At 64.9% G+C, this 25,877-nt stretch carries 18 protein-coding genes; 8 read left to right on the forward strand and 10 right to left on the reverse strand.

Going from position 1 to position 25,877, the window contains the following annotated elements; translation table 11 throughout:
• Positions 1-40 precede the first annotated feature (40 nt).
• Positions 41-4,690 (forward strand): PAS domain S-box protein, encoded by a 4,650-nt coding sequence (locus ACIQ09_RS05510; protein WP_398307022.1) that lies wholly within the window; start codon positions 41-43, stop codon positions 4,688-4,690.
• Positions 4,691-4,760: 70 nt separating this feature from the next.
• Positions 4,761-5,987, forward strand: a complete 1,227-nt coding sequence (locus ACIQ09_RS05515) for an MFS transporter (RefSeq protein ID WP_398307024.1) — start codon at positions 4,761-4,763, stop codon at positions 5,985-5,987.
• Positions 5,988-6,002: 15 nt separating this feature from the next.
• On the opposite strand, the gene ACIQ09_RS05520 is transcribed toward ACIQ09_RS05515, so the two are convergent.
• From ACIQ09_RS05520 to ACIQ09_RS05535, 4 genes are all read right to left on the reverse strand, one after another.
• Positions 6,003-6,353 (reverse strand): hypothetical protein, encoded by a 351-nt coding sequence (locus ACIQ09_RS05520; protein ID WP_398307026.1) that lies wholly within the window; start codon positions 6,351-6,353, stop codon positions 6,003-6,005.
• 173 nt (positions 6,354-6,526) lie between these two features.
• Positions 6,527-7,222, reverse strand: coding sequence for a hypothetical protein (locus ACIQ09_RS05525; RefSeq protein WP_398307028.1), 696 nt, complete (start codon positions 7,220-7,222; stop codon positions 6,527-6,529).
• 67 nt (positions 7,223-7,289) lie between these two features.
• On the reverse strand, positions 7,290-8,054 hold the full coding sequence (locus ACIQ09_RS05530) for a LamG domain-containing protein (RefSeq protein ID WP_398307030.1): 765 nt from the start codon (positions 8,052-8,054) through the stop codon (positions 7,290-7,292).
• A 50-nt stretch (positions 8,055-8,104) separates the two neighbouring features.
• On the reverse strand, positions 8,105-9,745 hold the full coding sequence (locus tag ACIQ09_RS05535) for a hypothetical protein (protein WP_398307032.1): 1,641 nt from the start codon (positions 9,743-9,745) through the stop codon (positions 8,105-8,107).
• A 217-nt stretch (positions 9,746-9,962) separates the two neighbouring features.
• On the opposite strand from ACIQ09_RS05535, the gene ACIQ09_RS05540 reads away from it, so the two are divergent.
• Positions 9,963-11,114 carry a hypothetical protein gene (locus ACIQ09_RS05540; RefSeq protein WP_398307034.1) on the forward strand — a complete coding sequence of 384 codons (1,152 nt, stop codon included), beginning with the start codon at positions 9,963-9,965 and terminating at the stop codon, positions 11,112-11,114.
• A gap of 299 nt (positions 11,115-11,413) precedes the next feature.
• Positions 11,414-12,454 (forward strand): helix-turn-helix domain-containing protein, encoded by a 1,041-nt coding sequence (locus ACIQ09_RS05545; protein WP_398307036.1) that lies wholly within the window; start codon positions 11,414-11,416, stop codon positions 12,452-12,454.
• Here the strand turns inward: ACIQ09_RS05545 and ACIQ09_RS05550 are convergent.
• Positions 12,406-13,530, reverse strand: coding sequence for a GNAT family N-acetyltransferase (locus ACIQ09_RS05550; protein WP_398307038.1), 1,125 nt, complete (start codon positions 13,528-13,530; stop codon positions 12,406-12,408). The genes ACIQ09_RS05545 and ACIQ09_RS05550 overlap by 49 nt on opposite strands.
• Positions 13,531-13,632: 102 nt before the next feature.
• On the opposite strand from ACIQ09_RS05550, the gene ACIQ09_RS05555 reads away from it, so the two are divergent.
• The 3 genes from ACIQ09_RS05555 (at position 13,633) to gltX (ending at position 17,171) form a co-directional block, all read left to right on the forward strand.
• Complete coding sequence (locus tag ACIQ09_RS05555; protein WP_398307040.1) at positions 13,633-15,252, forward strand: NAD+ synthase; 1,620 nt, start codon at positions 13,633-13,635, stop codon at positions 15,250-15,252.
• 76 nt (positions 15,253-15,328) lie between these two features.
• Entirely contained in the window at positions 15,329-15,667 is a 339-nt protein-coding gene (locus tag ACIQ09_RS05560) for a P-II family nitrogen regulator (RefSeq protein WP_398307042.1), read from the forward strand.
• 106 nt (positions 15,668-15,773) lie between these two features.
• The gene (gene gltX, locus ACIQ09_RS05565) at positions 15,774-17,171 is read left to right on the forward strand and encodes a glutamate--tRNA ligase (RefSeq protein WP_398307044.1); all 1,398 of its coding nucleotides are present in this window, start codon (positions 15,774-15,776) and stop codon (positions 17,169-17,171) included.
• 11 nt (positions 17,172-17,182) lie between these two features.
• Here gltX and ACIQ09_RS05570 read toward each other — a convergent pair whose 3' ends face one another.
• Both ACIQ09_RS05570 and mnmC read right to left on the reverse strand, forming a co-directional pair.
• On the reverse strand, positions 17,183-17,947 hold the full coding sequence (locus tag ACIQ09_RS05570) for a glycine zipper 2TM domain-containing protein (RefSeq protein ID WP_398307046.1): 765 nt from the start codon (positions 17,945-17,947) through the stop codon (positions 17,183-17,185).
• 91 nt (positions 17,948-18,038) lie between these two features.
• Positions 18,039-19,970 (reverse strand): bifunctional tRNA (5-methylaminomethyl-2-thiouridine)(34)-methyltransferase MnmD/FAD-dependent 5-carboxymethylaminomethyl-2-thiouridine(34) oxidoreductase MnmC, encoded by a 1,932-nt coding sequence (gene mnmC / locus ACIQ09_RS05575; RefSeq protein WP_398307048.1) that lies wholly within the window; start codon positions 19,968-19,970, stop codon positions 18,039-18,041.
• A gap of 144 nt (positions 19,971-20,114) precedes the next feature.
• Between mnmC and pepN the strand changes: the two genes are divergently transcribed.
• Positions 20,115-22,805: an aminopeptidase N gene (pepN, locus tag ACIQ09_RS05580; RefSeq protein ID WP_398307050.1), complete on the forward strand. Its 2,691-nt coding sequence runs from the start codon at positions 20,115-20,117 to the stop codon at positions 22,803-22,805.
• A 151-nt stretch (positions 22,806-22,956) separates the two neighbouring features.
• On the opposite strand, the gene ACIQ09_RS05585 is transcribed toward pepN, so the two are convergent.
• From ACIQ09_RS05585 to ACIQ09_RS05595, 3 genes are all read right to left on the reverse strand, one after another.
• Positions 22,957-24,540 carry an ArnT family glycosyltransferase gene (locus tag ACIQ09_RS05585; RefSeq protein ID WP_398307052.1) on the reverse strand — a complete coding sequence of 528 codons (1,584 nt, stop codon included), beginning with the start codon at positions 24,538-24,540 and terminating at the stop codon, positions 22,957-22,959.
• A complete protein-coding gene (locus tag ACIQ09_RS05590) occupies positions 24,540-25,478 on the reverse strand; it encodes a glycosyltransferase family 2 protein (RefSeq protein WP_398307054.1) in 939 nt (312 codons plus the stop codon). Before ACIQ09_RS05590 ends, ACIQ09_RS05585 begins: the two co-directional genes overlap by 1 nt.
• Positions 25,479-25,490: 12 nt before the next feature.
• Positions 25,491-25,877, reverse strand: a 387-nt coding sequence (locus ACIQ09_RS05595) for a GtrA family protein (protein ID WP_398307056.1), incomplete at its 5' end; no start/stop codon positions are given.

The following is a 25,877-nucleotide window of genomic DNA, read 5'->3' on the forward strand; positions in this document are numbered from 1 at the left end:
GGCACACTGGCCTGCGACGTGAGTTGTCGGGGGCCGGGTGATGGACGGGCGGATCCTGCGCATCGTTCTGGTCTATGCGGTCTTCTCTGCCGCCTGGATTCTGTTCTCCGACACGCTGGTGGCTCAGATCATCGCTGACCCTGAGCGGATCGCCGAGATCGGTACCATCAAGGGCTGGGCCTTCGTGGCGGTGACGTCCCTCCTGCTGTGGGGGCTACTTCGCCAGATGGCGCGCACAGCGCCTCCTGTTCAGCCCGCATCCTTGCTGAATGCCCTGGGGGGCGAGGGCGCCTGGGCGCGCCTGCTGCCCTTTTTCCTGATTGCCCTGGCCGTCATTGCGATGGGCTACGGGAGCGCCGTGCTGTCGGTGCGGGACAGGGCCAGCCAGGAGTGGCTGCGCCTTGAGGCCGTGGCCGATCTCAAGCTGGGGCAAATCTCGGCCTGGCTGTTGGAACGGCGTACCGATGCGGCAGCCCTGGCCGGCGATCCGGGCCTGGCCCGCGCCTACGAGCGCTGGTTGAGCGGCGACGTGGGGGCCCGGAACGACATCCGGTCGCGCCTGGAGGCGGTGCGCAGCGCCTATGGCTATTCCCGGGTCAGTCTGGTGGATGCCCAAGGCGCGAACCTGCTTGGCTCCCCGGGCGAGCCCGCCGCGGGACCCGGCCTGGGCGGTCAAGTACGACGTGCCCATGAAAAAGCTCAGGTCATCGAAAGTAATTTCTACCGTTTCGGAGAGGGGCCAGCAGCACGGCCCATGCTTGATTTCATCGCCCCGCTGAAGGTCCGGGGCGGCTCCGTGATGCTGGCTATCGTGCTACAAGTGGATCCGGCTGATTTTCTATACAGCTACCTGAAGGGCTGGCCTGCTCCCACCGCGACTGCCGAAACTGTATTGCTGCGTCGGGAGGGCGAAAGCGCGCTGTTTCTCAGCCCCCTGCGCCTCAACCCTGCACCGGCCCTCACCCTGCGCATCCCCTTCAACCGGGAGAGCCTGCTCGGGGCCATCATGATTTCCCGCCCGGAGTTGCAGGGCAAGGCCATCGAGGCCCTGGACTACCGTGGCGTCAAGGTGGCGGGCGTCGGGCGTGCCGTACCCGGCACCGACTGGCTGCTGGTGGCCAAGATGGATGTAGATGAAATCCACGAGTCGTCGCGTCATCAACTGTGGTGGATTCTGCTGGCTGTCGGTTTCGCGCTCTTTTCCACCGCCGTTGCGGCCTTGTTGTTGTTCCAGCGCCGTGAGCTGCTCCAGACCCGCCAGCGGGAAGAGGCCCAAGGGCTACAGTTGCGGGCACTGCAGCTCCTGGACGCGATTTCCGATGGTTCTACGGATGCGATCTTTGCGAAGGATCTGGCAGGGCGTTACCGCTTCTTCAACCGCGCGGCCGCCGAGATCTGCGGGGTGAGTCAGGCGGACATCCCGGGTAAGGACGACAGCAGCCTGTTTCCGCCCGACGAGGTGGCGGCCATTGCCCGTATCGAGCAGGCCGTCATGGCCAGCGACAGCGTCAGCACCAACGTCGAGATCCTCAGTACCGCCATCGGGCTGCGCAGTTTTCTGACCACCCGGGGGCCGTTGCATGATGCCGCCGGAAAGGTGGTCGGGGTGTTCGGCGTATCGCGGGACATCACCGAGCGCCGACGGGACGAGGAGGCCCTGCGGGAGCGGGAAGAGATCTTCAGCGCCATCATCAACCAGGCGGTGGACGGTATCGTGCTGCTGGACACCGAGACCCTTGCCTTTATCGAATACAACGATGCCGCTTGCCACCGGCTGGGCTACACGCGGGAGGCCTTCGCCACCATCAACGCGGCGGACATCCAGGCCGAGATGAGCCCTGAGGAAGTGCGCCGGCGGGTGCGGACGATCAAGGAGGGGCAGGGCGCGGTCACCTTCGACAGTGTCCATCGTTGTGCCGACGGCACCCTGCGCGATGTGGAGCTGAGCTACCGCGCCCTGGAGTTGCATGGGCGGAGCTATCTGGCCGGCGTGTGGCGTGACATCACCGACCGTCGCAAGGCCGCGGACCAGCTGCTCAAGCTGTCCCTGGCCGTGGAGCAGAGCCCCTCGGCGGTGATCGTCACCGACCTTGAAGGGCGCATCGAATACGTCAATCAGGCCTTCGTGGAGGGCTCCGGCTACGCCCTGGACGAGATACTCGGGCAGCGCACCGGCTTCCTGAAGTCCGGCCGCACCCCACCGGAAACCTACACGTCCTTGTGGGCAGCGCTGGCGGTCGGGCAATCCTGGGAAGGTGAGTTCATCAACCGGCGGCGCGACGGCCAGTTGCGCGTTGAGCATGCGCGGATCTCTCCCATCGTGCAGCCGGACGGGCGCGTCTCCCACTACCTGGGCATTCAGGAGGACATCACCGAACGCAAGGCCGCCGAGGCCGAGCTGGCCAGCTACCGGGACCATCTGGAGCAACTGGTGGCGATGCGCACCCGCCAGCTCGAAGAGGCCAACGTGGTGCTGTCCCAGCGCACCGCCGAGGTGGAGGCGGCCCGGGAGGCCTCCGACGCGGCAAACCGGGCGAAGAGCGCCTTCCTGGCGAACATGAGCCATGAGATCCGGACACCGATGAATGCCATCATCGGCCTGACCCACCTGCTGCGGCGCAGCCTGGAGGGGGCCGAGGTGCAGTCCCGCCTGCAGAAGATCAGCGACGCGGCCGAGCACTTGCTCTCCATCATCAACGACATCCTCGACATCTCGAAGATCGAGGCCGGCAAGCTGACTCTCGACGAGAGCGACTTCAATCTCGAAGAGGTGGTGCGCAAGGCTTGTGCCCTGGTGGCCGACAAGGCCCATCAGAAGGGCCTGGAGCTGGTGGTGGACATGGGGAGCGTGCCGACCCTGCTGCGGGGCGATCCGATCCGCCTCGGGCAGATGCTGGTCAACTACCTGGGCAACGCGGTGAAGTTCACCGAGAGTGGCCTGATCCTGCTGCGCTGCCGGGTCGAGGAGGAAAGCGACAACTCGGTCGGGGTACGTATCGAAGTGAGCGATACCGGCATCGGCATCGCACCTGAACACCTGCCGCGTCTGTTTACTCCCTTCGAGCAGGCCGATGGCTCCACCACCCGGCGTTTTGGAGGCACCGGCCTGGGGCTGGCCATCACCGGTCACCTGGCGCGCCTGATGGGCGGTCAGGCTGGCGTCAACAGCGAGCCCGGGCATGGCAGCACCTTCTGGCTGAGCCTCCATTTCGCCCTGTCTCCCCGCAGTCAGCCCGGCCCCTCTCATCTGCCGGCCCTGCGAACGCTGGTGGTGGACGACCTTGCCGAATCCCGCGATGTGCTCACGGCCATGCTGTCGTCTCTCGGCGCACGGGCGATTGCCTGCGAGTCCGGTGCGTCGGCCTTGAGCCTGGTCGCCACGGCCGAGCAAGAGGACGACCCCTTCGAGGTTCTCCTGGTGGATGCCGACATGCCAGAGCTCGACGGACTGCAGACCGTCCGGCGCCTGGCCGGGCTAAAACTGGCCCGGCCCCCCCGCTGCATCCTGCTGACCCTCGGCGACGCACCGGCCCGAGCGGAGGAGGCCCGGCGTAACGGCGTGGCCGACGTGCTGGCCAAGCCGGTGACGGTTTCCAGCCTGCAGGCCGTGCTCCTCCAAGCCCATCCGCCAGGCCTGCCGGGGGATGTGGGCCCAGCCCTCGCCCTGCCCGATGAACGCACCCTGGCCCGCGATCACGCCGGCACGCGCATCCTGCTGGTGGAAGACAGCCGCATCAACCAGGAGGTCGCAACCTCCCTGCTCGAGAACGTCGGGCTGCGGGTTGATGTGGCCGACAACGGCGCCATCGCCCTCGAGAAGGTCGCCACCGGAGCCTATGGCCTGATCCTCATGGACATGCAGATGCCGGTGATGGACGGGCTGGAGGCCACCCGGGCCATCCGCCGGGCAGGCCATGCCCAAGTGCCGGTGCTGGCCATGACCGCTAACGCCTTTGGCGAGGACCGTCAGCGCTGTCTCGACGCGGGCATGAACGACCATCTGCCCAAACCGGTCGATCCGGCCATGCTTTACGCCAAGCTGATCCAGTGGCTGCCTTGGCGCGGGGCACCAGTGCAGATTGAACCCGCGCCGACCCCGGACATACAGGTGCTGCTGGAGCAGGTGCCCGGCCTGGATGTGGCTTACGGACTGCGCAATCTGCGCGGGCGGATCCCGAATTATGTGCGTCTGCTGCGCAAGTACGCCGACGGTCATGGCGAGGACGCACGCGCCATCCGCGAAACGCTGGACGCTGGCCAGATGCCGGACGCTCTGCGGCTAGCCCATTCCCTCAAGGGGGTGGCCGGCATGATCGGCATGCCTGGCGTACAGGCCCTGGCCGCAAACCTGGAGGCCGCTATTCGTGACGGCGAGGCACGTGGCCTCATCGATAACCTCATCGACCAGGTGGCCGAGGCCCAGGCCGCGGTGGTGGCCGCCATCGCAAAACTGCCTGACGGCTCGCCAGCCCCCGCTGAAAACGCCCGCGACCCGGCCGAAGTTGCTGCGGCCCTGGCCCAGCTGGAAGCCCTGCTGGTCGAGGACAACGTGGCTGTGGTGCGCACCGCGCGGGATCTGGCCGAGTTGGTGAAGGCTGGTCTCGGCCCCGACTGGGCCCGTTTTGATCGGGAGCTGGCCGCGTACGACTTCCCCTCTGCCCTGGCAACCTTACGTACACGTAAATCCTGATTGACCCGGGAAAGGCTTCCGGGAGATGCTGGCGGGCCACGAAAACCCCGTCATGCGGGTGGATGTCCACATGAAACCCGTTTCTCCCCACACCCCTGCGGCGGGTGCTGCGTCGCTCTCGTACTGGCCCCTGGTCCTCACGGCATCGGCCGTGCTGATGATCACCATGGGCATTCGCCAGTCCCTTGGCCTGTACATCTCGCCCCTTAATACGGCGACCGGGCTGGGCATTGCCAGCATCAGCTTCGCGCTGGCGGTGGGGCAGTTCATGTGGGGCGCGTCCCAGCCCATCTTCGGGGCGGTGGCCGACCGCTATGGTCCCGGAGGCTCCCTGTTCACCGGGGCGGCGATGCTGGTCCTCGGGCTGGCGCTGACGCCCTTTGTCAGCAGCGAGTTCGCCCTGACCATGACCCTGGGCGTGCTGGTGGCTGCCGGCGCCGGTGCCGGTAGCTTCTCCATCCTCATCGGCGCCCTGGCCCAGCGCCTCCCTGCCGAAAAGCGCGCCTTTGCGTCCGGCTTCATCAACGCCGGCGGCTCCTTCGGGCAGTTCCTGTTCGCGCCCCTGTCCCAGTTCCTGATCACCGGTTTCGGTTGGGCCACCGCGCTGTACGGCCTGGCGGCCTGTGCCCTGGCGACGATTCCGCTGTCGTGGCCCCTGCGCCACAAGGTCGAGCATCCGCCCTCCGCCGTGGCCGATCTCGGCCTGCGCCAGCAGTTGCGCGTGGCGCTGCGCGACCGCAGCTACTGGTGCCTGCACGCCGGCTTCTTCACCTGCGGCTTCCATATCGCCTTCCTCGTCACTCACCTGCCGGGTGCGGTAGACCTGTGCGGCTTGCCGGCGAATGTGTCGGCGGTGTCCCTGGCCCTGATCGGCCTGGCCAATATTGCCGGCAGCCTGGGGGCGGGTGCCCTTGGCCAGCACTACCGCATGAAATGGATCCTTGCCGTCATGTATGGCTCCCGCGCCGTGCTGGTCGGCCTCTACCTGATCGCGCCCAAGACCGATATCACCTTCTACGCCTTCTCCATCGGCCTCGGCCTCACCTGGCTGGCCACCGTGCCGCCCACCGCGGGACTGGTGGGCAAGCTCTTCGGCCTGCGCTACCTGGCCACCCTGTTCGGCCTGACCTTGCTGTCCCACCAGATCGGCGGTTTCTTCGGCGCCTGGCTGGGCGGGCTGGCTCTGGTGAATCTCGGCAACTATGACTGGATGTGGTACGCCGACATCGTGCTGGCCTCGTTGGCGGCGCTGGTGAATGTGCCTATCCGCGAGGCGCATCCGAGGCTGCGAGGGTGAGTGCGAGTGTACTGTTCAATACTTGCCTGAGTCATCGTTCCGCAAGGCAATCACCCGCTGGCTGTCATAGGAGCCAACAGCAATCACATCGATCCTGCCGTCGCCATTCACATCTGCGGCCGAGGTTTCGTGGAAGAAGCCAATGTTGGTTGAAGTGTCAGACGTCGCATAAGTTCTGTTCGGTCGGCTTAGAACCACCTTATCGCGTTCCTCGGGAAACGGTGCCGCGTCATAGCCGTGGCAGGCGACAAAAATGTTGGGGCGGCGGCCGCCGTTTAAGTCGGCGACTAGCATCTTGCGGTGATGAAGGCAGCCATTCTGGTCGGCGAGCAAGTCCTTGTGGAGAGCATAGGTGCCGTCGCTCAACTTGTCATAGAACTCAAAGCGACTGGGGTAGCGTTGTTGATCGGTTGGGCCGTTGAGTATTTCTCGACCGCCCTGAAGAAGCCCAGGCTGCGGCCATTGAAGTTGCCGTACGCGCGTGCGTGTAGCCTGCGGGCAGGTCCCGGTGCCGCCGCCGCGGTAGGGGTGAGGAGGCGTTATTCAAGTGATGAAGCTGCGACGCCGTGGTCTGGTTCGGCCCTGTCGCGCTTGAACCCGGTCAGCACGAAGTCCCGGTGAGTCCATGGGCTGGTGTTAGGGTTGTAGATCTGCTCGGTGCTTGATATCTCGCACCAGGTTGCCGGCGATAAGGCGATGTCTCGTTGCATCCTGCCGCTCCATCGCCAGACGGGGGAGCGCCCGTTGTACCAGCCCTTCCATTGAAGGGTGAGAACCTCGAAGCGGCCTGCCGGGACGGTGCGCGTTTCCCAGGAGCCGGCCGTAGCGTCGAGGGACTCTGTTCTTGAGTTGCCTGCTTGCACGGGATATTCGACCTCCTGATTGGCCAGACGCAGTCCCGGTTGCAGGGGGTAGATGCGCCTGGGGTAGGGCCGTGCGAATTTGATGCCGTCCCGTTCGGCAACGTTAAGGTTGTCGTCGTACGCCACTTGACCATCCGTCAGATCTCCGGTGTCGCGGGTGACCAGAACCCGGTGGGTCACACGCATCGTGATGTTTCCGGGGGCTACCGATGTCACCACCATGTGCTTCTCGGCGATTTTCTCCTTGCTCCGCAGGTTGTCGAGAATGTCATAGCTGCATTCGTCTCCAGGGCGCGGTGAGGGGCGCTCGATGCTCTGGGCCAGGCAGGCGAGCGGCAGAGTACAAAGTGCGAGCAGGCTGGTCTTGCGCATGATGATGGTGGGCTGGTCATGGGGGAGGATGGGTGCTCCGGTGAAAGCCGGAGCGTGGATGCAGTGGCTAGCTGCGACGGCGGGCGGCCAGATGCGGCAGCGCTGTGGCGAGCGCGATACTCAATAGCGCCAGGCTACTCGGTTCTGGTACCTTCGTTGTCTGCGGGGCCGCCAGGGTGGCAACAGTGCGGGCATCGAGGGCGCCAGCGTAGATCCGCAGTTCATCAAGGCTACCGTTGAAGAACTCGTCCGCCGGATCGAACTGCCGGCCCAGGCGGGTTGGGCTGCCACCGCCCCCCGTTCCTATCGCCATTGCCACACTTGCAATGCTGTTGCCATCGATATACAGCGTGCTCAGGTTGGCGTTTCCATCCACGACAAGGGCGTAATGCGCGAGTACGCCTGCGGGTGTTGGACTCACACCGGGTGTCCAGCTATCTCCCACGCGGATCGCGCCGTTTGGGTTCGTCCCGATGTAGAAGCCCGGGCCTCCGGACTGCCCCTGGGAAAGCCATTCCACAAAGCTGCCGCTTTGTTCGCTGTTGCGTGTGAGGTTGAAGGCGACCGAGTAGCTCCCGGCTGCGGGGATGATCATGTCCGCGAACTGTACATAGGCATCCTGGCCATTGAGGGAGAGCACGCCGTTGTGGGTCTGGGCTCCGCCTTGGAGGGTGCCGTTGGCGCTGCCTGCCAGATCGACCAGGGTGGCACCGGGATTGAGGTCCCCATTGAAATCGTAATAGTGGAGCAGGGTGGCCGCATGGGCGAGGCCCGGGCCACAGCCCAGAAACAGGGCGAGTGTGCCGGCCCGCGCAAGAGTGATGAAAGTCATGGTCGTTACCTCGTGAATGGGGACGCACTACCACGTAAGTGTCGAGGGGCTCACGGCCTGTCGATGCTCAGGGCCAGGAAGTTCTGTCCGCTGGCGACGCTGCGGCCCACCGAGAGCCCGCTGTCGCCCGCCCGCATGAGCAGAGCCTCCGAGACGTTCACTGTGCCGCCTCCGGTGGTGCTGGCCACGGACGCCGGGCGGTAGCGCATGCCCGGCTTGGGTTTGTTGATGGTGATGGTTTCGGCATGGCCGTTGCTGGCATGGCTGCGGGAGTAGGTGCCGGCGTTTGCGTCTTGCGCCGTGATGGTCGTGCTCTCCGCGATAAAGCTGGTCTGCAGGCCGGTGCTGCCGATGGATGCATTCCAGTAGCGGGTGATTGATCCGATAGCCGGCAGGCTCAAGGGGGTAGCCAGGGCGCTGACAGACAGCATGCTCCGGTCTTCCGTGGCAACGATTAGTGTCGTTTCTCCACTGGCTGTCCTGAACGGGAAGGCGCGCAGGGCGACGCCACCCTGGGACGTATCAAAGCCGCCCTGGGGGTTGGCGACAAGCGTACTCAGAGGGGTATTGGTGGAGCAGGTGTCGCCCAGACCGCTGCCACAGTCAAGGGCGTTGCTGAAAACTCCGCTTCCATCAAGCGTGTATTGGGTGGAGTAGACCTCAAGGCCGGCGGCGGCTGTTTCTCTGGCGAAGCCGATGTTGTTCCACGTGCCCGTCATGGCGGCGAGAGGCAGCGTCTGCTCGGGAATGGCGAGGGCGATGGCGGTCGTGCTGCTGCTGGCGGGATAACGCCACATTGAAATGCCCGACGCGGCCACATGGACCTGGGTGTTGTCGGGCTGGCTGAACAGGCAGCCTCCATGGTCCGTCATGGCATCGGTGGAGCCGTCCTCGTAGCGAACGATGAGGTTCTTTGCATCAATGGTGATGCGCTCGAAGGCGCTACCACTTCCATTGAAGGGAGTAATCAGGCGGTAGGTGCCTGAGCGCAGTCCGCTGCAGGTGGGAGATGCCGCTTGCAGAATGGTCTTGACGGGCGCAGTGATGCTGCCGGCGATGGCCAGGGCGGTATCCAGCTCGCTCTGGAGCAGACGGGCATCAGTGAGGGCTGTACTGAGTTTTCCCAATGCGATTGCCGTGGCGGCTGGCGAGGTAACCAAGTCGTCTTTAAGGGGGTCAAGGGCGCTGACGTCCGTGACAGAAGAGAGCGCTGCGGCCAGGTTGGTACGTGCCGTGGCGACTCCCGCTGCAGTGATCCTGGCTTGCGCTGCCGCGTTGAAGGTTGTGTAGAGGGTGGCTGGCGGTGTGCCGGCCAGACTGGCAACCAATGCGTCGGTGAGGGGGGTCAGGTTGGCCGTCGGGCTGCTGCCGGCTCCGGTCTCGACCACCGAGTAAAGCGCACCGGCGCCGTCGGGCACGCTCAGCACGCAGGGCAGTGCAGCGTTGGTGAGGTTGATCTGGAAGGCGCCGCTTGCGCTGGTCTGGGCTGATCCCGATCCGCTTGCACATTTGGCATCCACATTGGCATTCGCAATGGGGGCATCGGAGATGGCCGTGCCCTTGATGGTGATGGCGGCTGTGCTGGTGCTTGTGCTGCCACCTGAACCTCCGCCACCACAGGCGGCAAGACCAAGGGCAATGGCAGTACCGGCCAGTAGGGGAAAGCCTGAGCGGGCGTGCGGTGTAGTCATGATGTGCTCCCTGTGCGAGTGGTTGTTCGGTGCCACATGGGTGGGGTGGGCTATGGCATCCGGTTGCGAGTGTGAAAGTGGATGAATGCCGTTGTCGTCACCAGAAATGGTGAGAGACTGGACGGACCGGGCTGCTGAGCGGCAGTGACGGGATCTGCGGGTCGGATTTCCGGCTCTGATGAGGGCTGCGGGCGGATGTCGGACAGGAGAAATGGCAATGGACTTTTTCGGCTATGACGATCTCGTGCACGAGATTTACGCTGCAGCGCTTGAGCCGACACGCTGGCCGGATGTCGTAATGCAGATTGCGGCCCTCTGCCGTAGCCCGAGGGCCATGCTGTTCACGCCGACACTGGCGCCGCCGCAGGGCGGCTTCACTCACGCGTTCAACATGCCCGTTGCCGAGATGGAGCTCTGGATGAAGAAGGGGATGCATGAGGATCCCTTCGTCGAGTCGATTGTCCGGAAGGGCTGGTTCAAGGATGGAACGACGGTGACCGGAGACGAGCTGGTCCCGCGTGCAGAGCTTCTGGCCAGCAGCTTCTATCGCGATCTGTGGCAGCCCACCGGCATCGGTCGTGTCTGTGCTGGGATCATCTTTGATGGGTCCAACCTCTACCTGCCACCTGTGGCGCTTTCGGTTTATCGCAGCTTTGATGATCCGGACTTCCGGAGTGAGGAGGTTGAGGTCGTCCGCCGCCTGGTAAAACACCTGGCCCGGGCACTCGGCCTGATGTTTCATCTCAGTGACCTGGCGTTTCGGGTCGCGGCAACTACCGCAGCCCTGGAGCGGCTTGCGGCAGGGGTGCTGGTTGTGAATCAGCATGGACACGTGGTGTTTTCCAATCACGCGGCCAAGCGGCTTTTCTGCCGTGAGAACGTCGTCCAGCTTCGGGGCGACGGTGTGGGCGGGGCGCTTCTGAATCTTGCCCCGCGCCTCAAGAAGCATGAGCGGGCTTTTCAGGGGGCACTCCGGGATGCACTTGATCCGTTGCAGGCGACGATGCGCACGCTGCCCATACCCGGAGACGACGGAATACCTACCTGCGTCGTGCATGTGGTTCCCCTCATGGAGGAGAGCCCCTTTCGCTCGACGCAAGAGGGGGCCGGGGCGCTGGTCTTTCTCTACGACCTTGAGAGCGCCGCAGCGATCTCGCCGGATCGCCTGATGTCCTTGTACGGCATGACCCGTGCCGAGGCCGGCGTGGCGATGGAGGTTGTGCGTGGTGGCGCCACCGATGTCATGGCTGGGCGCCTCGGGGTGAGCGTGAATACCTTCAATACGCACTTGCGTAATGTCTTTGGCAAGACATCCACCCATCGTCAGGCTGACTTGCTCAAGCTTCTCTTGGCCTTGGCTGTGGATTGAGCCTGCAGGCCGGAGCGTCATCAGTACCCCGGGGCTTGTTGCGCTAAGGTTCTGCCGGCCCGAAGACATACTTGTCATTTTTTCTCCCATCGCACAAGGCGCCTTGGCATCCATCGTGAAATCTTGTGCCGTAATCTGTTTGTCCTTATTGACTGTCATCGATACCCGTTTTAAGCCGGCCGATCTCATCTATGCTGATATTCAAATCGTATGTTTTTTGGGCTGCGATGCTTGTTTGTGCGTCGCATCCTTTTTGACTAGCCGTCGCCTGACTGCTCTTGCCGGAAGGAAAGTGATCGATGTCTGCCGGTCCGTCCGAGATATCCCGTATGGCCGTGTCCACGGATCTTGTTGCGAGTCGGGATCGGGTGGCGTATTGGGCGGATGTGGTGTGTCGCCAGTTGATTCGCGCGGAAGTGTGTTCGGTTGATTCCGACGTGCAGGGTTTTCAGGGGATATTGGAGCGGACTCGCATGGGTGGCATGGACGTGTGCCGGATTCGTGCGTCGGGCCAGCGGGTCGTGCGCACACCTGCTCAGGCGAAGGGTGGAGACGAGCCCGTCTGCGTGATCGCGCTGCAGGTGGAAGGCAGTGGATGTGTTTCGCAGAACGGCAGGCTAGCCGTCCTTAAGCCGGGGGATGTGACGCTCTTCAGCAACTCGCGGCCTTACGAATTGCGCTTCGACGGTGCATTTGAGCAGCGCGTGTTCATTCTTCCCCAGTCCGTGGTTGTGGGGAGCATTGGGGATATGGACACTGCGGTGGCGTTGGGCCTGGGAGGAATACACCCTGGCAGCCGCTTGCTGCGGGCTTTTGGGGATGCGCTAGCCGATGCCTCCGGACTGCCCGAGGGGCAGGCGGTGCAGCTGAGGGCGGGAATGCTGGAAACGCTATCGGCAGTGGTGGCCAGCGCCGTGGGGCAGAGCCCGAAGCGAATTCCTGCGCTGAAACGCTACCATCTGGCTCGTATCCACGCCTTCATTCGCGACAATCTGGCTGATCCAGATCTCGACGTGGAGCGTATTGCGGCCGCCATGAAGATGGCGCCTCAGCACGTTCACCGGCTTTTCGAAGACGAAGCCCGCACGGTGTCCGCGACGATCTGGCATCTGCGCCTGACTGCGTGCTGTCGGGATCTGGCGCTCCCAGCCCTGGGGCATCTGGGGGTTGCAGATATTGCCTGCCGTTGGGGTTTTTCCGATCCAGCCCATTTTTCCCGGCGTTTTCGGCAGGCCTTTGGCGCCAGCCCCCGGGATTGGCGTATGGCGGCGCTTGCCGCAGTGGAAGTGGTTCAGCCCTTGTCCCGGAAGGGCAGGCGTTCCGACAATTCGTCCAGATAGGTCTCCATGCCGCCCCGTTCCTGGGCCAGGAAGCGCGCCACCGCGTCGCGAAAGCGCGGGTCGGCAATCCAGTGGGCCGAGGTGGTGCGCACCGGTTCGAGGCCGCGGGACAATTTGTGTTCGCCCTGGGCGCCGCCCTCAAAGTGCTGCAGGCCTGCACGGATGGCGTAGTCGATGGCCTGGTAGTAGCAGGCTTCGAAATGCAGGCAGGGGATGAATTCGATGGCGCCCCAGTAGCGGCCGTACAGGGTTGCTTCGTCGCGCAGGAAGAAGCTTGCGGCGATGGGCGACCCGGCCCGCTCGGCAATCATCAGCACGCAGGCGTCCGGCGAGCGGCGCCCGAAATCCTCGAAGAAGGCCCGGCTCAGATAGGGCGTGGAGCGATGCTCGGCGTAGGTCAGGCTGTAGCAGGCGTGAAAGAAGGCCCATTCCTCCGGGCCGATGTCAGCACCCCTGAGGATGCGGAAGACAACCTCGGCCTCGGCCACCTTGCGGCGTTCCTGGCGGATCTTCTTGCGTTTCGGCTGGGCCAGATGGGCGAGGAAGTCATCGAAATCCCGATAGCCGCTGTTGTGCCAGTGAAACTGCACGCCGTGGCGGATCTCCATGCCCGCCGCCTGCATCCAGCCGGCTTCGTCGGCGTCGGGAAAGAGAATGTGCAGGGACGAGGCGCCGGAGCGTTCCACTTCCTCGCGCACCGCCTGGATCAGCAGGCGCCTGCTGGCTTCGTCCCGCCCGGCAACGCGCTGCCCCGGGACTGGGGTGAAGGGCACGGCCGCCAGCCATTTGGGGTAGTAGTCCAGCCCGTGGCGCTGGTAGGCCTCGGCCCAGGCCCAGTCGAAGACGTACTCGCCGTAGGAGTGGGTCTTGAGATACAGGGGCATCACGGCCAGCAGGGTGTCACCTTCCCACAGGGCGGCATGGCGGGGCGTCCAGCCGGTGCGTGGGGAGACGCAGCCGGAGGCTTCCAGGGCCGACAGGTAGGCATGGGACAGGGTTGGCTGCCCGCCGGCCAGGGCATCCCAGTCCGGGGCGGGGATCTCGTCAATGGCGGGGTGAAGGCGGAGGTGGGGCATGGGCTGGCCGGGCAGGAGTTGGCGACAGGATACAAGCAAGCCCTGTCATTCGCGCAGGGGGCACAAGCGGCTTGCGCTGCCTTCGCGGTATAGTGTTGCCCCATGAAAACCCCTCTTACCGTCGCTGTCGCCCAGCTCAACTGTGTCGTGGGCGACATTTCCGGCAATGCGCGCCGGATCCTGGATGCGGTGGCCCGGGCGAAGGCTGCGGGCGCCGATGTGGTGCTGACCCCCGAGCTGGCCCTGTGCGGCTATCCGCCGGAAGATCTGCTGCTGCGCCCGGCCTTCCTGCAGGCCTGTGCCGATGAGCTCGCTGCGCTGGCTGCCCAGGTGCAGGGCATTACGGTGCTGGTCGGCTATCCGGCCGAGCAGGATGGTCTGCGTTTCAATGCGGCAGCGGTGATCCGCGATGGCCGCATCGTCGACAGCTATTTCAAGCATCGCCTTCCCAACTACGAGGTCTTCGACGAGGAGCGCTACTTCGAGCCCGGAAGCGGGGCCTGCGTGTTCGAGCTGAAGGGCGTGCGCATCGGCGTCAACATCTGCGCCGACGTATGGGAATCCGGCGCCGCCGAGGTGGCCCGGGATGCCGGGGCCGAGGTTTTGCTGGTGCTCAACGCCTCGCCCTTCCACATGCACAAGCAGCAGCGCCGTTACGAAGTCATGCGCGAGCGCATCGCCGATACCGGGCTGCCGGTGGCTTACTGCAACCTGGTGGGCGGGCAGGATGAACTGGTTTTCGACGGAGGCTCCTTTGCCCTCGACCAGGATGGTCTGCTGGCCTGGCAGGGCGCGTCCTTTGTGGATGAGCTGACCGTGCTGAGCTTTGCCGATGGTGCCTGGCGTGACCAGGGCGTGCCGGATGTCCGCCCCGTGGAGGCCGACGTGTATGACGCGCTGGTGCTGGGGGTGCGCGACTACTTGGGCAAGAACGGCTTTCCGGGGGCCCTCATCGGCCTGTCGGGGGGCGTCGATTCTGCCCTGACCCTGGCGATTGCCGTGGACGCCCTGGGCGCCGACAAGGTGCGCGCGGTGATGATGCCCTCGCCCTACACGGCCCAGATGAGCCTCGACGACTCCCGCGAGATGGTGCGCTGGCTGGGCGTGCGCTACGACGAGATCGCCATCGAACCGGCCATGAAGACCTTCGCCGACATGCTGGCCCCCCAGTTTGCCGGCCTGCCGGAAGACACCACCGAAGAGAACCTCCAGTCGCGCATCCGCGGCATGCTGCTGATGGCCCTGTCCAACAAGACCGGCGCCATCGTGCTGACCACCGGCAACAAGAGCGAGATGGCCACCGGCTATGCCACTCTGTATGGCGACATGGCGGGCGGCTTTGCGGTGATCAAGGACCTCTACAAGACCTTTGTCTATCGCCTGTGCGCTTGGCGCAACGCCCAGCCGGGCGGGCCGGTGATCCCCGAGAACATTCTCACCCGCCCGCCGTCGGCGGAGCTCAAGCCCGACCAGTGCGACCAGGATTCCCTGCCGCCCTACGAGGTGCTGGATGCGATCATCGCCGCCTACATGGAAGAGGACCTGTCGCCTTCCGAGATCATCGCCCGGGGTTATCCGGAGGCGGATGTCCTGCGCACCGTGGGCATGCTGCGGCGCAATGAATACAAGCGTCGCCAGGCCCCTCCGGGGGTCCGTGTGACCCAGCGCGGCTTCGGCAAGGACTGGCGCTACCCGATCACCTCCCGCTACCGGGACGCCTGACCCACCGTATCAAGGGCCCGGCACGCCGGGCCGGATATTCCGGCTAGAATGCCGCACTGTTCCCAGGAGAATACAGATGAAAAAAATCGAAGCCGTGATCAAGCCCTTCAAGCTCGACGAGGTGCGTGAAGCCCTGTCCGAAGTCGGCATTACCGGCCTGACCGTGACCGAAGTGAAGGGTTTTGGCCGTCAGAAGGGCCACACCGAGCTTTATCGCGGCGCCGAGTACGTGGTCGACTTCCTCCCCAAGATCAAGATCGAAGTGGTTGTGGCCGGCGATGTGGTCGAGCAGGCCGTCGAAGCCATCATCAAGTCGGCCCGCACCGGCAAGATCGGCGACGGCAAGATCTTCGTGATGCCCGTCGAGCAGGTGGTGCGCATCCGCACTGGCGAGACCAACGAATCGGCCATCTGAGCACCGCTGCCCGTCAGCCCTGAAAGCCCGGCCTGGCCGGGCTTTTTGTTTTTGAGGCACGGGATTGCGTAAAATGCCGGGTTTTACGCTTTCCCGGATTCCCCTCATGGCCTCTACCGTCCGCACCCGCTTCGCCCCCAGCCCCACCGGCTACCTGCACATCGGGGGGGGCCGCACGGCGTTGTTCTCGTGGGCCTACGCCCGTCGCCATGGCGGCCAGTTCATCCTGCGCATCGAGGATACCGACGTGGCCCGGTCCACGCCCGAGGCGGTGCAGGCCATTCTGGATGGCATGAACTGGCTCGACCTGAAGTGGGACGAAGGCCCCTTCTATCAGATGCAGCGCATGGAGCGGTACAAGGCGGTGATCCAGGAGATGCTGGCTGCCGGTACCGCCTACCCCTGCTACATGCCGCCGGAAGAGCTCGACGCTCTGCGCGAGGCCCAGCGTGCCCGCGGCGAGAAGCCCCGTTATGACGGACGCTGGCGTCCCGAGGCCGGCAAGGTGCTGCCCGAGCCGCCGGCCGGCGTTGCGCCGGTGATCCGCTTCAGAAACCCGACAGATGGCGTGGTGGCCTGGGACGATCTGGTCAAGGGCCGCATCGAGATCGCCAACGCCGAGATGGACGACCTCATCATCGCCCGGGCCGATGGCACGCCCACCTACAACTTCTGCGTGGTGGTGGATGACTGGGACATGGGCATCACCCAGGTGATCCGCGGCGACGACCACGTGAACAACACCCCGCGCCAGATCAACATTCTGAAGGCCCTGGGCGCGGTGGTGCCGCAATACGCCCACCTGTCCATGATCCTGGGCGACGACGGCCAGAAGCTGTCGAAGCGCCATGGTGCGGTGAGCGTCACCCAGTACGACGATGACGGCTATCTGCCGGAAGCCGTCATCAACTATCTGGCCCGGCTGGGCTGGAGCCATGGGGACGACGAGATCTTCACCCGGGAGCAACTGGTGGAATGGTTCGACCTGGATCACATCACCCCGTCGGCGGCCCAGTTCAATACCGAGAAGCTCAACTGGCTCAACGCTCACTACATCAAGCAGGCCGACGATGGCCGCCTGGCTGCCGATGTAAGCCGCCGCCTGGCCCGCCGCGGCGTGAACCCGGAAGCCGGCCCGGCACTGGAGGCGATCATCGCCCTGTACAAGGATCGGTCGTCCACGCTCAATGTGCTGGCCGATGCCGCCGAGCTGTTTTACATCGACCTCCACCCGGCAGCTGAAACGCTCGCCCAGCACATCACCGATGTGGCCCGGGAGGCCCTGGCCACCCTGCGCGGCAAGCTGGCCGATGTGTCCTGGGAGAAGGCCGTGCTGGCCGCCGCGATCAAGGAAACCTGCGCCGCCCACGGCCTGAAGATGCCCCAGGTGGCGATTCCCCTGCGGGTCGCCCTGCTGGGCCAGCCACAAACGCCGTCCATCGACGCCGTGCTGGAAACCATGGGTCGCGAGCTGGTGCTGGGGCGGCTGGATAGGGTGCTCTGAGCGTCAAAACGTCAGAACTCGGCAGCCGGCCGGGGCTGCGTGCCAGCGGCGACGATCTCGCCGTTGCGGATGCGTACCGGGTCGCCATTGCGCCAGGCGGGGGCGCTCTGTTGCTCGATGACCCGGCTGCTGCCGTCTTCCATGCGCACGGTGACCTGATAGTGGGTGATCGTGCGGGTGCGCTTTTCCACCTCGTTGCCGGCGAATCCGCCCAGCACGGCGCCGCCGATGCGCGCCAGCTGCTTGCCGGAACCTTCACCCACCTGGTGACCGAGCACACCCCCCAGGATGGCGCCACCGACGGCGCCGATGCCTGATCCATCCCCCTTCTGCTGAATGGCGTCGATCCGCTCGATCACACCGCAGTCGCGGCATGCCGGCGGTGCGTCGGCAACATGACGCGGGCTGGACGGCGGTGGTGCAGGCACGGCGTCAGCCGGAGGCGGGGTGCTGCGCGCAACGGTGGGTGCCGGCTTGGCATGTTCCCGTGCCGGACCGGGTTTGGCCGCCGGGCGCTCAACCTTGGCGGGCGGGGTGGGTTCGGCAACGGCCGGTGCTGCAGCAGGGGCGGCGGGGGCCGCCGCAATCCGCGCAGAAGGCGCTTCCAGTGCAGCCGGCGGGGTGACGACGGTTTCGGTGACGGCCGGCGGTGTGCTGCCGAAATCGGGCAGTACGCCGGTGAGCTTGGCTACGCCGGCCAGGCTCACCGCCGTGACGGAGGCGGCGGCGAGCCACAGGGCCGGATGCAGTGACGAGGTGTTGGGGTGGGTACTCATGATGTTCTTCTCCTTGGGATACAAGGAGAGTAACGCCGTGGCACGCCCCTCGGGGACAGGCGCAAAGGCCGCTTACAAAGTCGCTGTCGCCCTATTCGTCGCCGCCCGCGCCGGGCCGGGGGGGCTTGAGCAGATAGCGGGCCGGGTCGAGGGCGTCCACCAGCTCCCGCTCCAGGGGCAGCGGGCCGCCATCGATCAGACTGGCCAGCAGCTCTCCGACCAGGCTGGCCCATACCAGGCCGCGAGCGCCGAAGCCCGAGGCGGCGTATAGACCGGGTTGGCGTGGAATGTCGGCGAGAAGGGTGGTGCGCTCGGCGGTGCTCACCGCGGGAATGGCGCCGACCATGGGCAGGCGGTCCGGCGAGGCCGGACGGAATCCGACCCGTCCGTCCAGGGTGGCCGGGTCGAAGGCGCCACTGAAGCCGGGCAGGATGAAGTCAAGCTTTTCCAGGTTCTCCTGGTGCTCGGATTCGCGCAGTTCGGTTCCGGCATCGTCTGCTACGAAGGTGGCGCCGGCACAGCGTACGCCATCCACCTCGGGGCTGACGTAGCCCAGACGGCACACCACAACTTCCGGGGCGCTGCCCGGATTGGCCGGCAGGTGGGAGACCTGGCCCCGGGCCGGGCGTACCGGCAGGCTGGCGGCCTGGGGCAGGGCGCGGATGCCCACGCCATTGGCCAGGACCAGTACGGCCGCCCGGGCAATCTCGGTGCCCTGGTCATCGATGGCCCGCCAGTTGCCGTCCTGGTGGTCGAGCCGTGCCAGGCGCCGTCCGAAAAAGGTTGTGATGCCGGCGCCGCCCGCGGCGAGGTTGGCGGCACACAGGCTGGGGGGCTGAATCCAGCCGCCGCCGGGAAACCACCATCCTCCCGCGTCCAGGGGCCAGCCGGCGAGCCGGGAGGCTTCTTCCTGGTCCACGAAACGCAGGTAGTCGGCGGGGGGCTGGTGGGCGTCCACCACCGCCTTCTGCTTGCCCTCCTGTTTGGCGTCCCGGCCCAGGTGCAGGACGCCGGTGGCTGACCAGCGGACGGGCTGTCCGGCCTCGCCCAGGGCGTCGAGATGGCGCCGGCCGTAGAGAAAACCGGCCCGGGTGATGCGGGCCAGGCGGTTGTCGTCGAGGCTGGGCAGGGGGCGGAACACGCCGGCCCGGTTGCCGGAGGCGCCCTGGCCCGGCCCGTCGGCCTCGTCGATGAGGGACACCTGCCAGCCCCGGGCGGCAAGTCGTTCGGCCACCGAGGTGCCGGCTACGCCGGCGCCGACCACCAGCGCCCGGCGTTCGCCGGCCGGGGAGGTGGTGGCCGCTGGGGTGCCCCCCGGGGTTGCCCGGCCGGCCAGCATGTCGTGCTCGCCTTCGTGGCCGGCCCGGTGTTCCAGGCTGAAGCCTGCGGCCTCCAGGCTCTGCTGGATGGGTTGGGCGGCCGAACTGGCGGCGAGGCTGGCGTCCGGCCCGGCCAGGCGGGCGAGTTGCCCGAAGACGGCCGGGGACCATCGCTCCGGGCTGTTGGCAGGAGAAATGCCGTCCAGATAGAAGGCGTCGGCTTGTGCCTCGAGTTGTGGCAGAAGGTCCGGGGCATCGCCGAAGGCGAGGGTCAGGGTGACATGACCGCCGTCCAGGTGAAGACGGTGGATGCCGGGCAGCAGGGCTGGCCAGCGCTGTTGGAGCGCCTCGGCCAGGGGTGCCAGCTCCGGCCAGGCCGCATGCAGTCGGGCCAGGTCGGCGGCTTGAAAAGGGTGCGCTTCAATGGAAACGAAATCGAGCCTGTCGCAGCGCGCCGGATCGTTGCGCCAGGCCTGCCAGGTGGCGAGAAAGTTCAAGCCGGAGCCGAAGCCGGTTTCCACGATGACCCAGCGGTGCCGGCCCTGCCAGCGCCCGGGCAGCCCGTTGCTATCCACAAAGACATGCCTGGCCCGGGCGAGGCTGCCGGTGTGGTGGGTGTCGCCGAGGGCTGGAGAGAGGGCAGAGGAAAGGGGCGTGCCGTCAGGGGCGAAGGACAGGATGGCGGGCTGGATCGGGGCAGGCATGGTGTCTGGGGAAGTGGCGGCGTTGGGCCAGGCGGGGAGGCTATGGATTTTCGCCCAGGGAAACAAATTTGGGTGCAAAGAAAAGGCCCGCGGTCGGTCGGGGTAAAATCGTCCCCAGTCAAAGCAACAACAAGGATTTTCCCCATGCGGACCCAGCAAGGCACCCCCATTCGTCGCGACGCCTACCAGCCCCTGGCCTACCAGGTGGAAACGGTGGATCTGGATTTTGTTCTTGATTCCCAGGCCACCGTGGTCACCAATCGCATGCGTTGCGTGCGCAATCCGGAGGCCGCTGCCGGCCCGATCGTCCTGTACGGCGAGGCCCTGGCATGTCTGTCTGTGCGGCTCGACGGTGCTGCTCCGGCGGAAGGGCAGGTCCGCACGGTGGAAGGTGGCCTGGAGATCGATGTGGATGCCGACGTGGTCCTGCTGGAGATCGTGACGCGTATCGACCCGTCCGCCAACCTGACCCTGTCGGGCCTTTATCAGTCGCGGGGCGGCTACTACACCCAGTGCGAGGCCGAGGGTTTCCGGCGCATCACCTACTTCCCTGACCGCCCCGACGTGATGGCCCGCTACACCGTGCGCCTTGAAGCCGATGCCACCACCTGCCCGGTGCTGCTGTCCAACGGCAACCTGCTGGAGGCCGGCGCCCTGCCAAACGGCCGGCACTTTGCGCGCTGGGAAGACCCCTTCCTCAAGCCGTCCTACCTGTTTGCCCTGGTCGCTGCCGATCTGAAGGCCCTGGAGCGCAAGGTCACCACCATGAGCGGTCGCGAGGTCTTGCTCCAGGTATGGGTCGAGGCCCGTGACCTGGACCGGGTCGGCCACGCCATGGACTCCCTGGTCCACTCCCTGCGCTGGGACGAGGAAGTGTTCGGGCTGGAACTGGATCTGGACCGCTTCATGATCGTTGCCGTGTCGGATTTCAACATGGGGGCCATGGAGAACAAGGGCCTCAACATCTTCAACACCAAGTACGTGCTGGCCAACCCGGATACGGGCACCGACCTGGACTTCGAGAACGTCGAAAGCGTGGTGGCCCATGAGTACTTCCACAACTGGACCGGCAACCGTGTCACCTGCCGCGACTGGTTCCAGCTGACCCTCAAGGAGGGGCTCACGGTCTTCCGCGATCAGCAGTTCACGGCCGACATGATGGCCCGGGCGTCTGATTCTCCCGCAGCGGCTGCGTCCGCCCGGGCGGTGACGCGCATCGCCAACGTGCGCGGGCTACGCAGTGGCCAGTTCCCCGAGGACGCCGGCCCCATGGCTCACCCGATCCGCCCGGACAGCTACCAGGAGATCAACAACTTCTACACCGCCACGGTGTATCAGAAGGGGGCCGAAGTCATCCGCATGCTGCTCACCCTGCTGGGCACCGAGGGCTTCCGCAATGGCATGGACCTGTACTTCTCCTACCATGACGGCCAGGCGGTGACCTGCGACGATTTCGTGGGGTGCATGGCCGAGGCCAATGGCGCAGATCTGGACCTCTTCATGGGCTGGTACAGCCAGGCCGGTACGCCGCGCCTGAAGGCCGAGGGGCAATACGACGCGGCTTCCCGCAGCTACACCCTGACCCTGTCCCAGCACACGCCGCCCACGGCGGGCCAGCCGGACAAGCAGGCGCTGCACATCCCCGTGGCCGTTGGCCTGATCGGCCCCGATGGCGCCGACCTGCCCCTGCAGCTCGAAGGCGAAGTCCGCGGCGTCGACACCACCCGGGTGCTCGAACTCAAGGAGGCCAGCCGGACCTGGCGCTTCACCGGCATCGATGCCGAGCCGGTGCCGTCCATTCTGCGTGGCTTTTCCGCTCCGGTGATTCTGGAGGTGGACGAGGATGACGCCCGCCTGGCTTTCCGCATGGCCCACGACAGCGACCCCTTCAATCGCTGGGATGCTGCCCAGCGCTACATGGAGCGGGTGGTGCTGGCCCTGGCTGCGGATGCTGCGGCAGGGCGCAGGCTGGAAGTGCCCCAGGCTTTCGGCCATGCCTTCCGGGCGCTGCTGGTGAATGACAGCTTGGATCCGGGCTTCGTCGCCGAAACCCTGGCACTGCCCTCCGAGACCTATCTGCTCGAGCGCATGCAGCCGGCCGACCCGGCCCCCCTGCGGGCGGCCCTGATCCACTTGAACCGCGAACTCGGCCAGGCCCTGCAGGCCGACTTCCTGACCCGTTACATGGACCTGGAGGTGGAGGGGGAGTACCGCTACCACCCGGCCGATGCGGGGCGTCGCTCCCTGCGCAACCTGTGCCTGCGCTACATGATGGCCTGGGGTGGGCCGACGGCCGTGCAGCTGGCCAGCCTGCAGTTCAGGACGGCAGGCAACATGACCGAGCGTTACGGCGCCCTGGCGGCCCTGGTGCAGAGCGATGCGCCCGAGCGCATCGAGGCCCTGGCTGCCTTCCATGAGCGTTACCGGGACGATGCCCTGGTGCTCGACAAGTGGTTCCAGCTGCAGGCCGGCGCCTGGCGCTGGTCGGCGTCGGCACCGGCAACTCTGGAGCAGGTGCGGGCGCTGATGGACAACCCGGCCTTCAGCCTCTCCAACCCGAACAAGGTGTATGCCTTGCTGGGCGGCTATTTCAAGGCCAATGCCGCCGAGTTCCACCGCGAGGATGGTGCCGGCTATGCCTTCTGGGCGGAGCAGGTGATCGCCCTAAACCGCAGCAATCCCCAGGTGGCATCGCGTATGGCGCGGGCGTTGGAGGGTTGGCGCAAGTTTACGCCGGAGATTCAGGCTCGGATCCGTGTGGCGCTGGAGAAGGTGGCTGCCGAGGAGGGGCTGTCGCCCGACGTGGCGGAGATCGTCGGCAAGGCTCTGGCTTGAACCTGATAAGGGACGTGGGTGGTTTCCGGAGAGTTTTCCCCGGAAACCACAGATGACGGCCCTGCGGCCTGGCGTGCCAGGGCAAAGGGCTTTTCTCTGTTTTATATAGGCGGGATGGGGCTCTTGCCCTTAAGGTTCTTCACGCCTGCCTTTATCGGCACCATGGATTGTCCTCCGGCATCTGCCAGATATTGGCGGGCTTGGGCTTGGCGATCGAGTCGAGCTTTGCTTTCAGTTGCGAGCCCACGCCGGGTAACCTGGCCGCGGAATCGCCTGCCCATGCTGCAAAACGGGACGAGAAACCAAGACCTCCAGGCGTGATCTCACCGACTCTCGTCCAGCAGCGGGGAATGGGGTTCATCGGATGGTTTTCGCTGTTGTGGTAAAGGGTTTCCTGATCTTCAATAACGATCAGGCGCCCGCCATGTGGAACGCTCGGTATCGTTTCATCCATCGATTTTGTCAGGTGCGTGAAACGCGCGATGAAAGCCGGGTCGTTGCGGCTAAAGGCGTCGATGGCGGCCATGTTGTAGGTGTTGGCAGTGCCGATGATTGCATCCAGCGGATGGGCCTTTGCAAAATCGATCACCCCCCGGCTGTTTGCAACGAATGTCCGGTAGCTCTGCTGTTCCAGCATGGCGAGGGGGAGGCATAGCAGGATGGTGCTAGCCAGAAGGATGGTACGTACGCGCGTCCCCGCTCGGGCTAAGGCGACAGCGCCGAGAATGGCCAGGGGCGCAAGGAAGAGTCCAAGGTAATTGGACTGTTTCATTGCCAAGCGGAAGGGCGAGAAGGATACGGGAAAGAGCGAGAGCACGGCCAGAAGGCCCAGCAGCCAGAACGTGACTTGGCCAAGGGGACTGACGCCGTTGCCTGATTTGCTCTTTAAACACCCGATCAGTATGCCTGCGAGGGCGAGCGGACCGATGAGCGCCGTATGCCGGATGTCCAGGAGCATGTAGTAGACGTAGTAAAGTGCCCCGTCCTGTCCGTCATTCTGGCCTATGAAGCTGCGGTTGATCTGGCCGAATACGGTCTTGAATGCATGCAGGGGGTCGCCAGCGATCACTTGCATCAGGATGAAGTGACTGAAGAGCATGGTGAGACCACCGGCCACAACCCATATCCAGCGCCGCTCAAGTTTTCGGGCCACCAGAGGCCACAACAGAAAAGTCAGCAGGGCCAAGCCCAGCAATTCCTTGACCCAGAATAGTGCGCCCATGGACAAGCCTGCGAGGAAGGCTAGCGTACGGCTCTTGCTATTCTCGGACTCGAAAAAAAGGATGAACGCCAGCGTCAGGAAGAAGTTTGCGACGGCATCGGCATGCAGTCGGGTGGCTGTGGCGACGTGAACGGGGGCGAGGAGTAGCAAGAAAGCCGCAAATAGGGCGACGGTAACGCCGAAGTTCTTGCGGCAGAACCACCATACAGCACCAATCTCGGCAACCGAACATAGCAGTGGCCACAGGTTGAGTTGGAATTCACCACGGCCGAACAGGGCGAGCATGAGACCCGCAGGGATGTTGAATCCGTAGCGAAGGGCCCCGTTGTAATTCGCAGAACTCCAGATCCCTTCCGATACATCAAGTGCTCGGCCGAAATAGACGACGTCGTCGGATCCAAGGGGGCCATTGAATACGGCAATGCGCCACAACGCTGCCAAAGCGATGAGGGACCACAGCACGGCCCAGTCGATGGGGCGGAACGGTGAGGTCACGTATTGATCGCGCTGCATTACAGAACCTTGTCGATGAAGTAGCGTGGGCGGCGTTTTGTTTCGAGATAGGCTTTTGCGACGTACTCTCCGAGTACGCCGATGGAGAGCAGTTGCACGCCGCCGAGGAAGTACATGGGGACGACGGTGGACGCCCAGCCGGGAACGACCTGTCCGGCGAGCAGCGCCCCGAAGATGACCCATGCGGCCATGATCAGGCTAAGGGCGCATGTGGCGAGTCCGAGGCCGGAGATGAAGCGCAGGGGGACGACGCTGAACGAGGTGATGCCATCGACGGCGAAGGCCAGCATTTTGCGCAGGGGGTATTTGGATTCACCGGCGAAACGCTCGCTGCGGGCGTAGTGCACCTTGGCGGTCTTGAGTCCGATTTGGGGGATGATTCCCCGGAGGAAGAGGTTGACCTCTTCAAAGCCGCGCAGATTTTCGACGGCCCTGCGGCTCATCAAGCGGTAATCGGCATGGTCAAAGACCACCTCGACGCCCATGGTGAGCATCAGTTTATAAAAGCCCTGAGCGGTGATGCGCTTGAAAGCGGTGTCTGTTTCCCGACTGTTGCGCACACCGAAGACGATGTCGCTGCCCTCGGCATAGGCCTGCAGCATGCCTTTGATGGCGCGTGGGTCGTCTTGCAGATCGGCATCCAGGGACACCAGCACGTCGCCCTCTGCAGTCATCAGGCCTGCCAGCAGGGCGCGTTGATGGCCGCAGTTGCGGGACAGCTTGAAGCCGCCGAAGCGGGGGTCCTGAGCGCTGAACTGCTCGATCTGGCGCCAGGTTGCATCCCGGCTGCCGTCATCGACGAAATACACGCGGCTGTCGGGCGTGATACGTCCTTCTGCGATCAATTCGTCCAGCAGGACAGTGAGCTGCCTGTGAGTTTCAGGCAGGACCGGCTCTTCGTTGTAACACGGGATGACGATTCCCAGGCGGGGCTGCATGGCGGAGATTCCTTACTGACGCGCGCTGGCAGGCCTGAAGACCAAATAGCGCTGACACACGAATGAAAGAAGGGTGATGGGTACGAGCGCCAGTGCGCCGCCCAGATAGGCGTTGATACCGAAGCGCATGAACAGGGCAATCAGACCGATGTTGACGAGGTAGAGGGAACCCCACAGCAGGATGAAGCGGGGCAGGCGATCAATGGAGGCATTGCCAAACACAAATCGCCCCTGGCTGAAGAAGGACACGCCGATGCCCAGAATGAGGGATCCGAGATTGGCCAGTGCGTAGTTGAGGCCCATGTACAGCAGCAGGGCATAGATACCATAGGAGATGCTGGTGTTGACCGCACCGATCAGCCCGAAGCGGATAAATTGCATCACAGCGGGCTGACGGAG

The organism is Zoogloea sp., from assembly GCF_044344315.1.
GTDB lineage: Bacteria > Pseudomonadota > Gammaproteobacteria > Burkholderiales > Rhodocyclaceae > Zoogloea.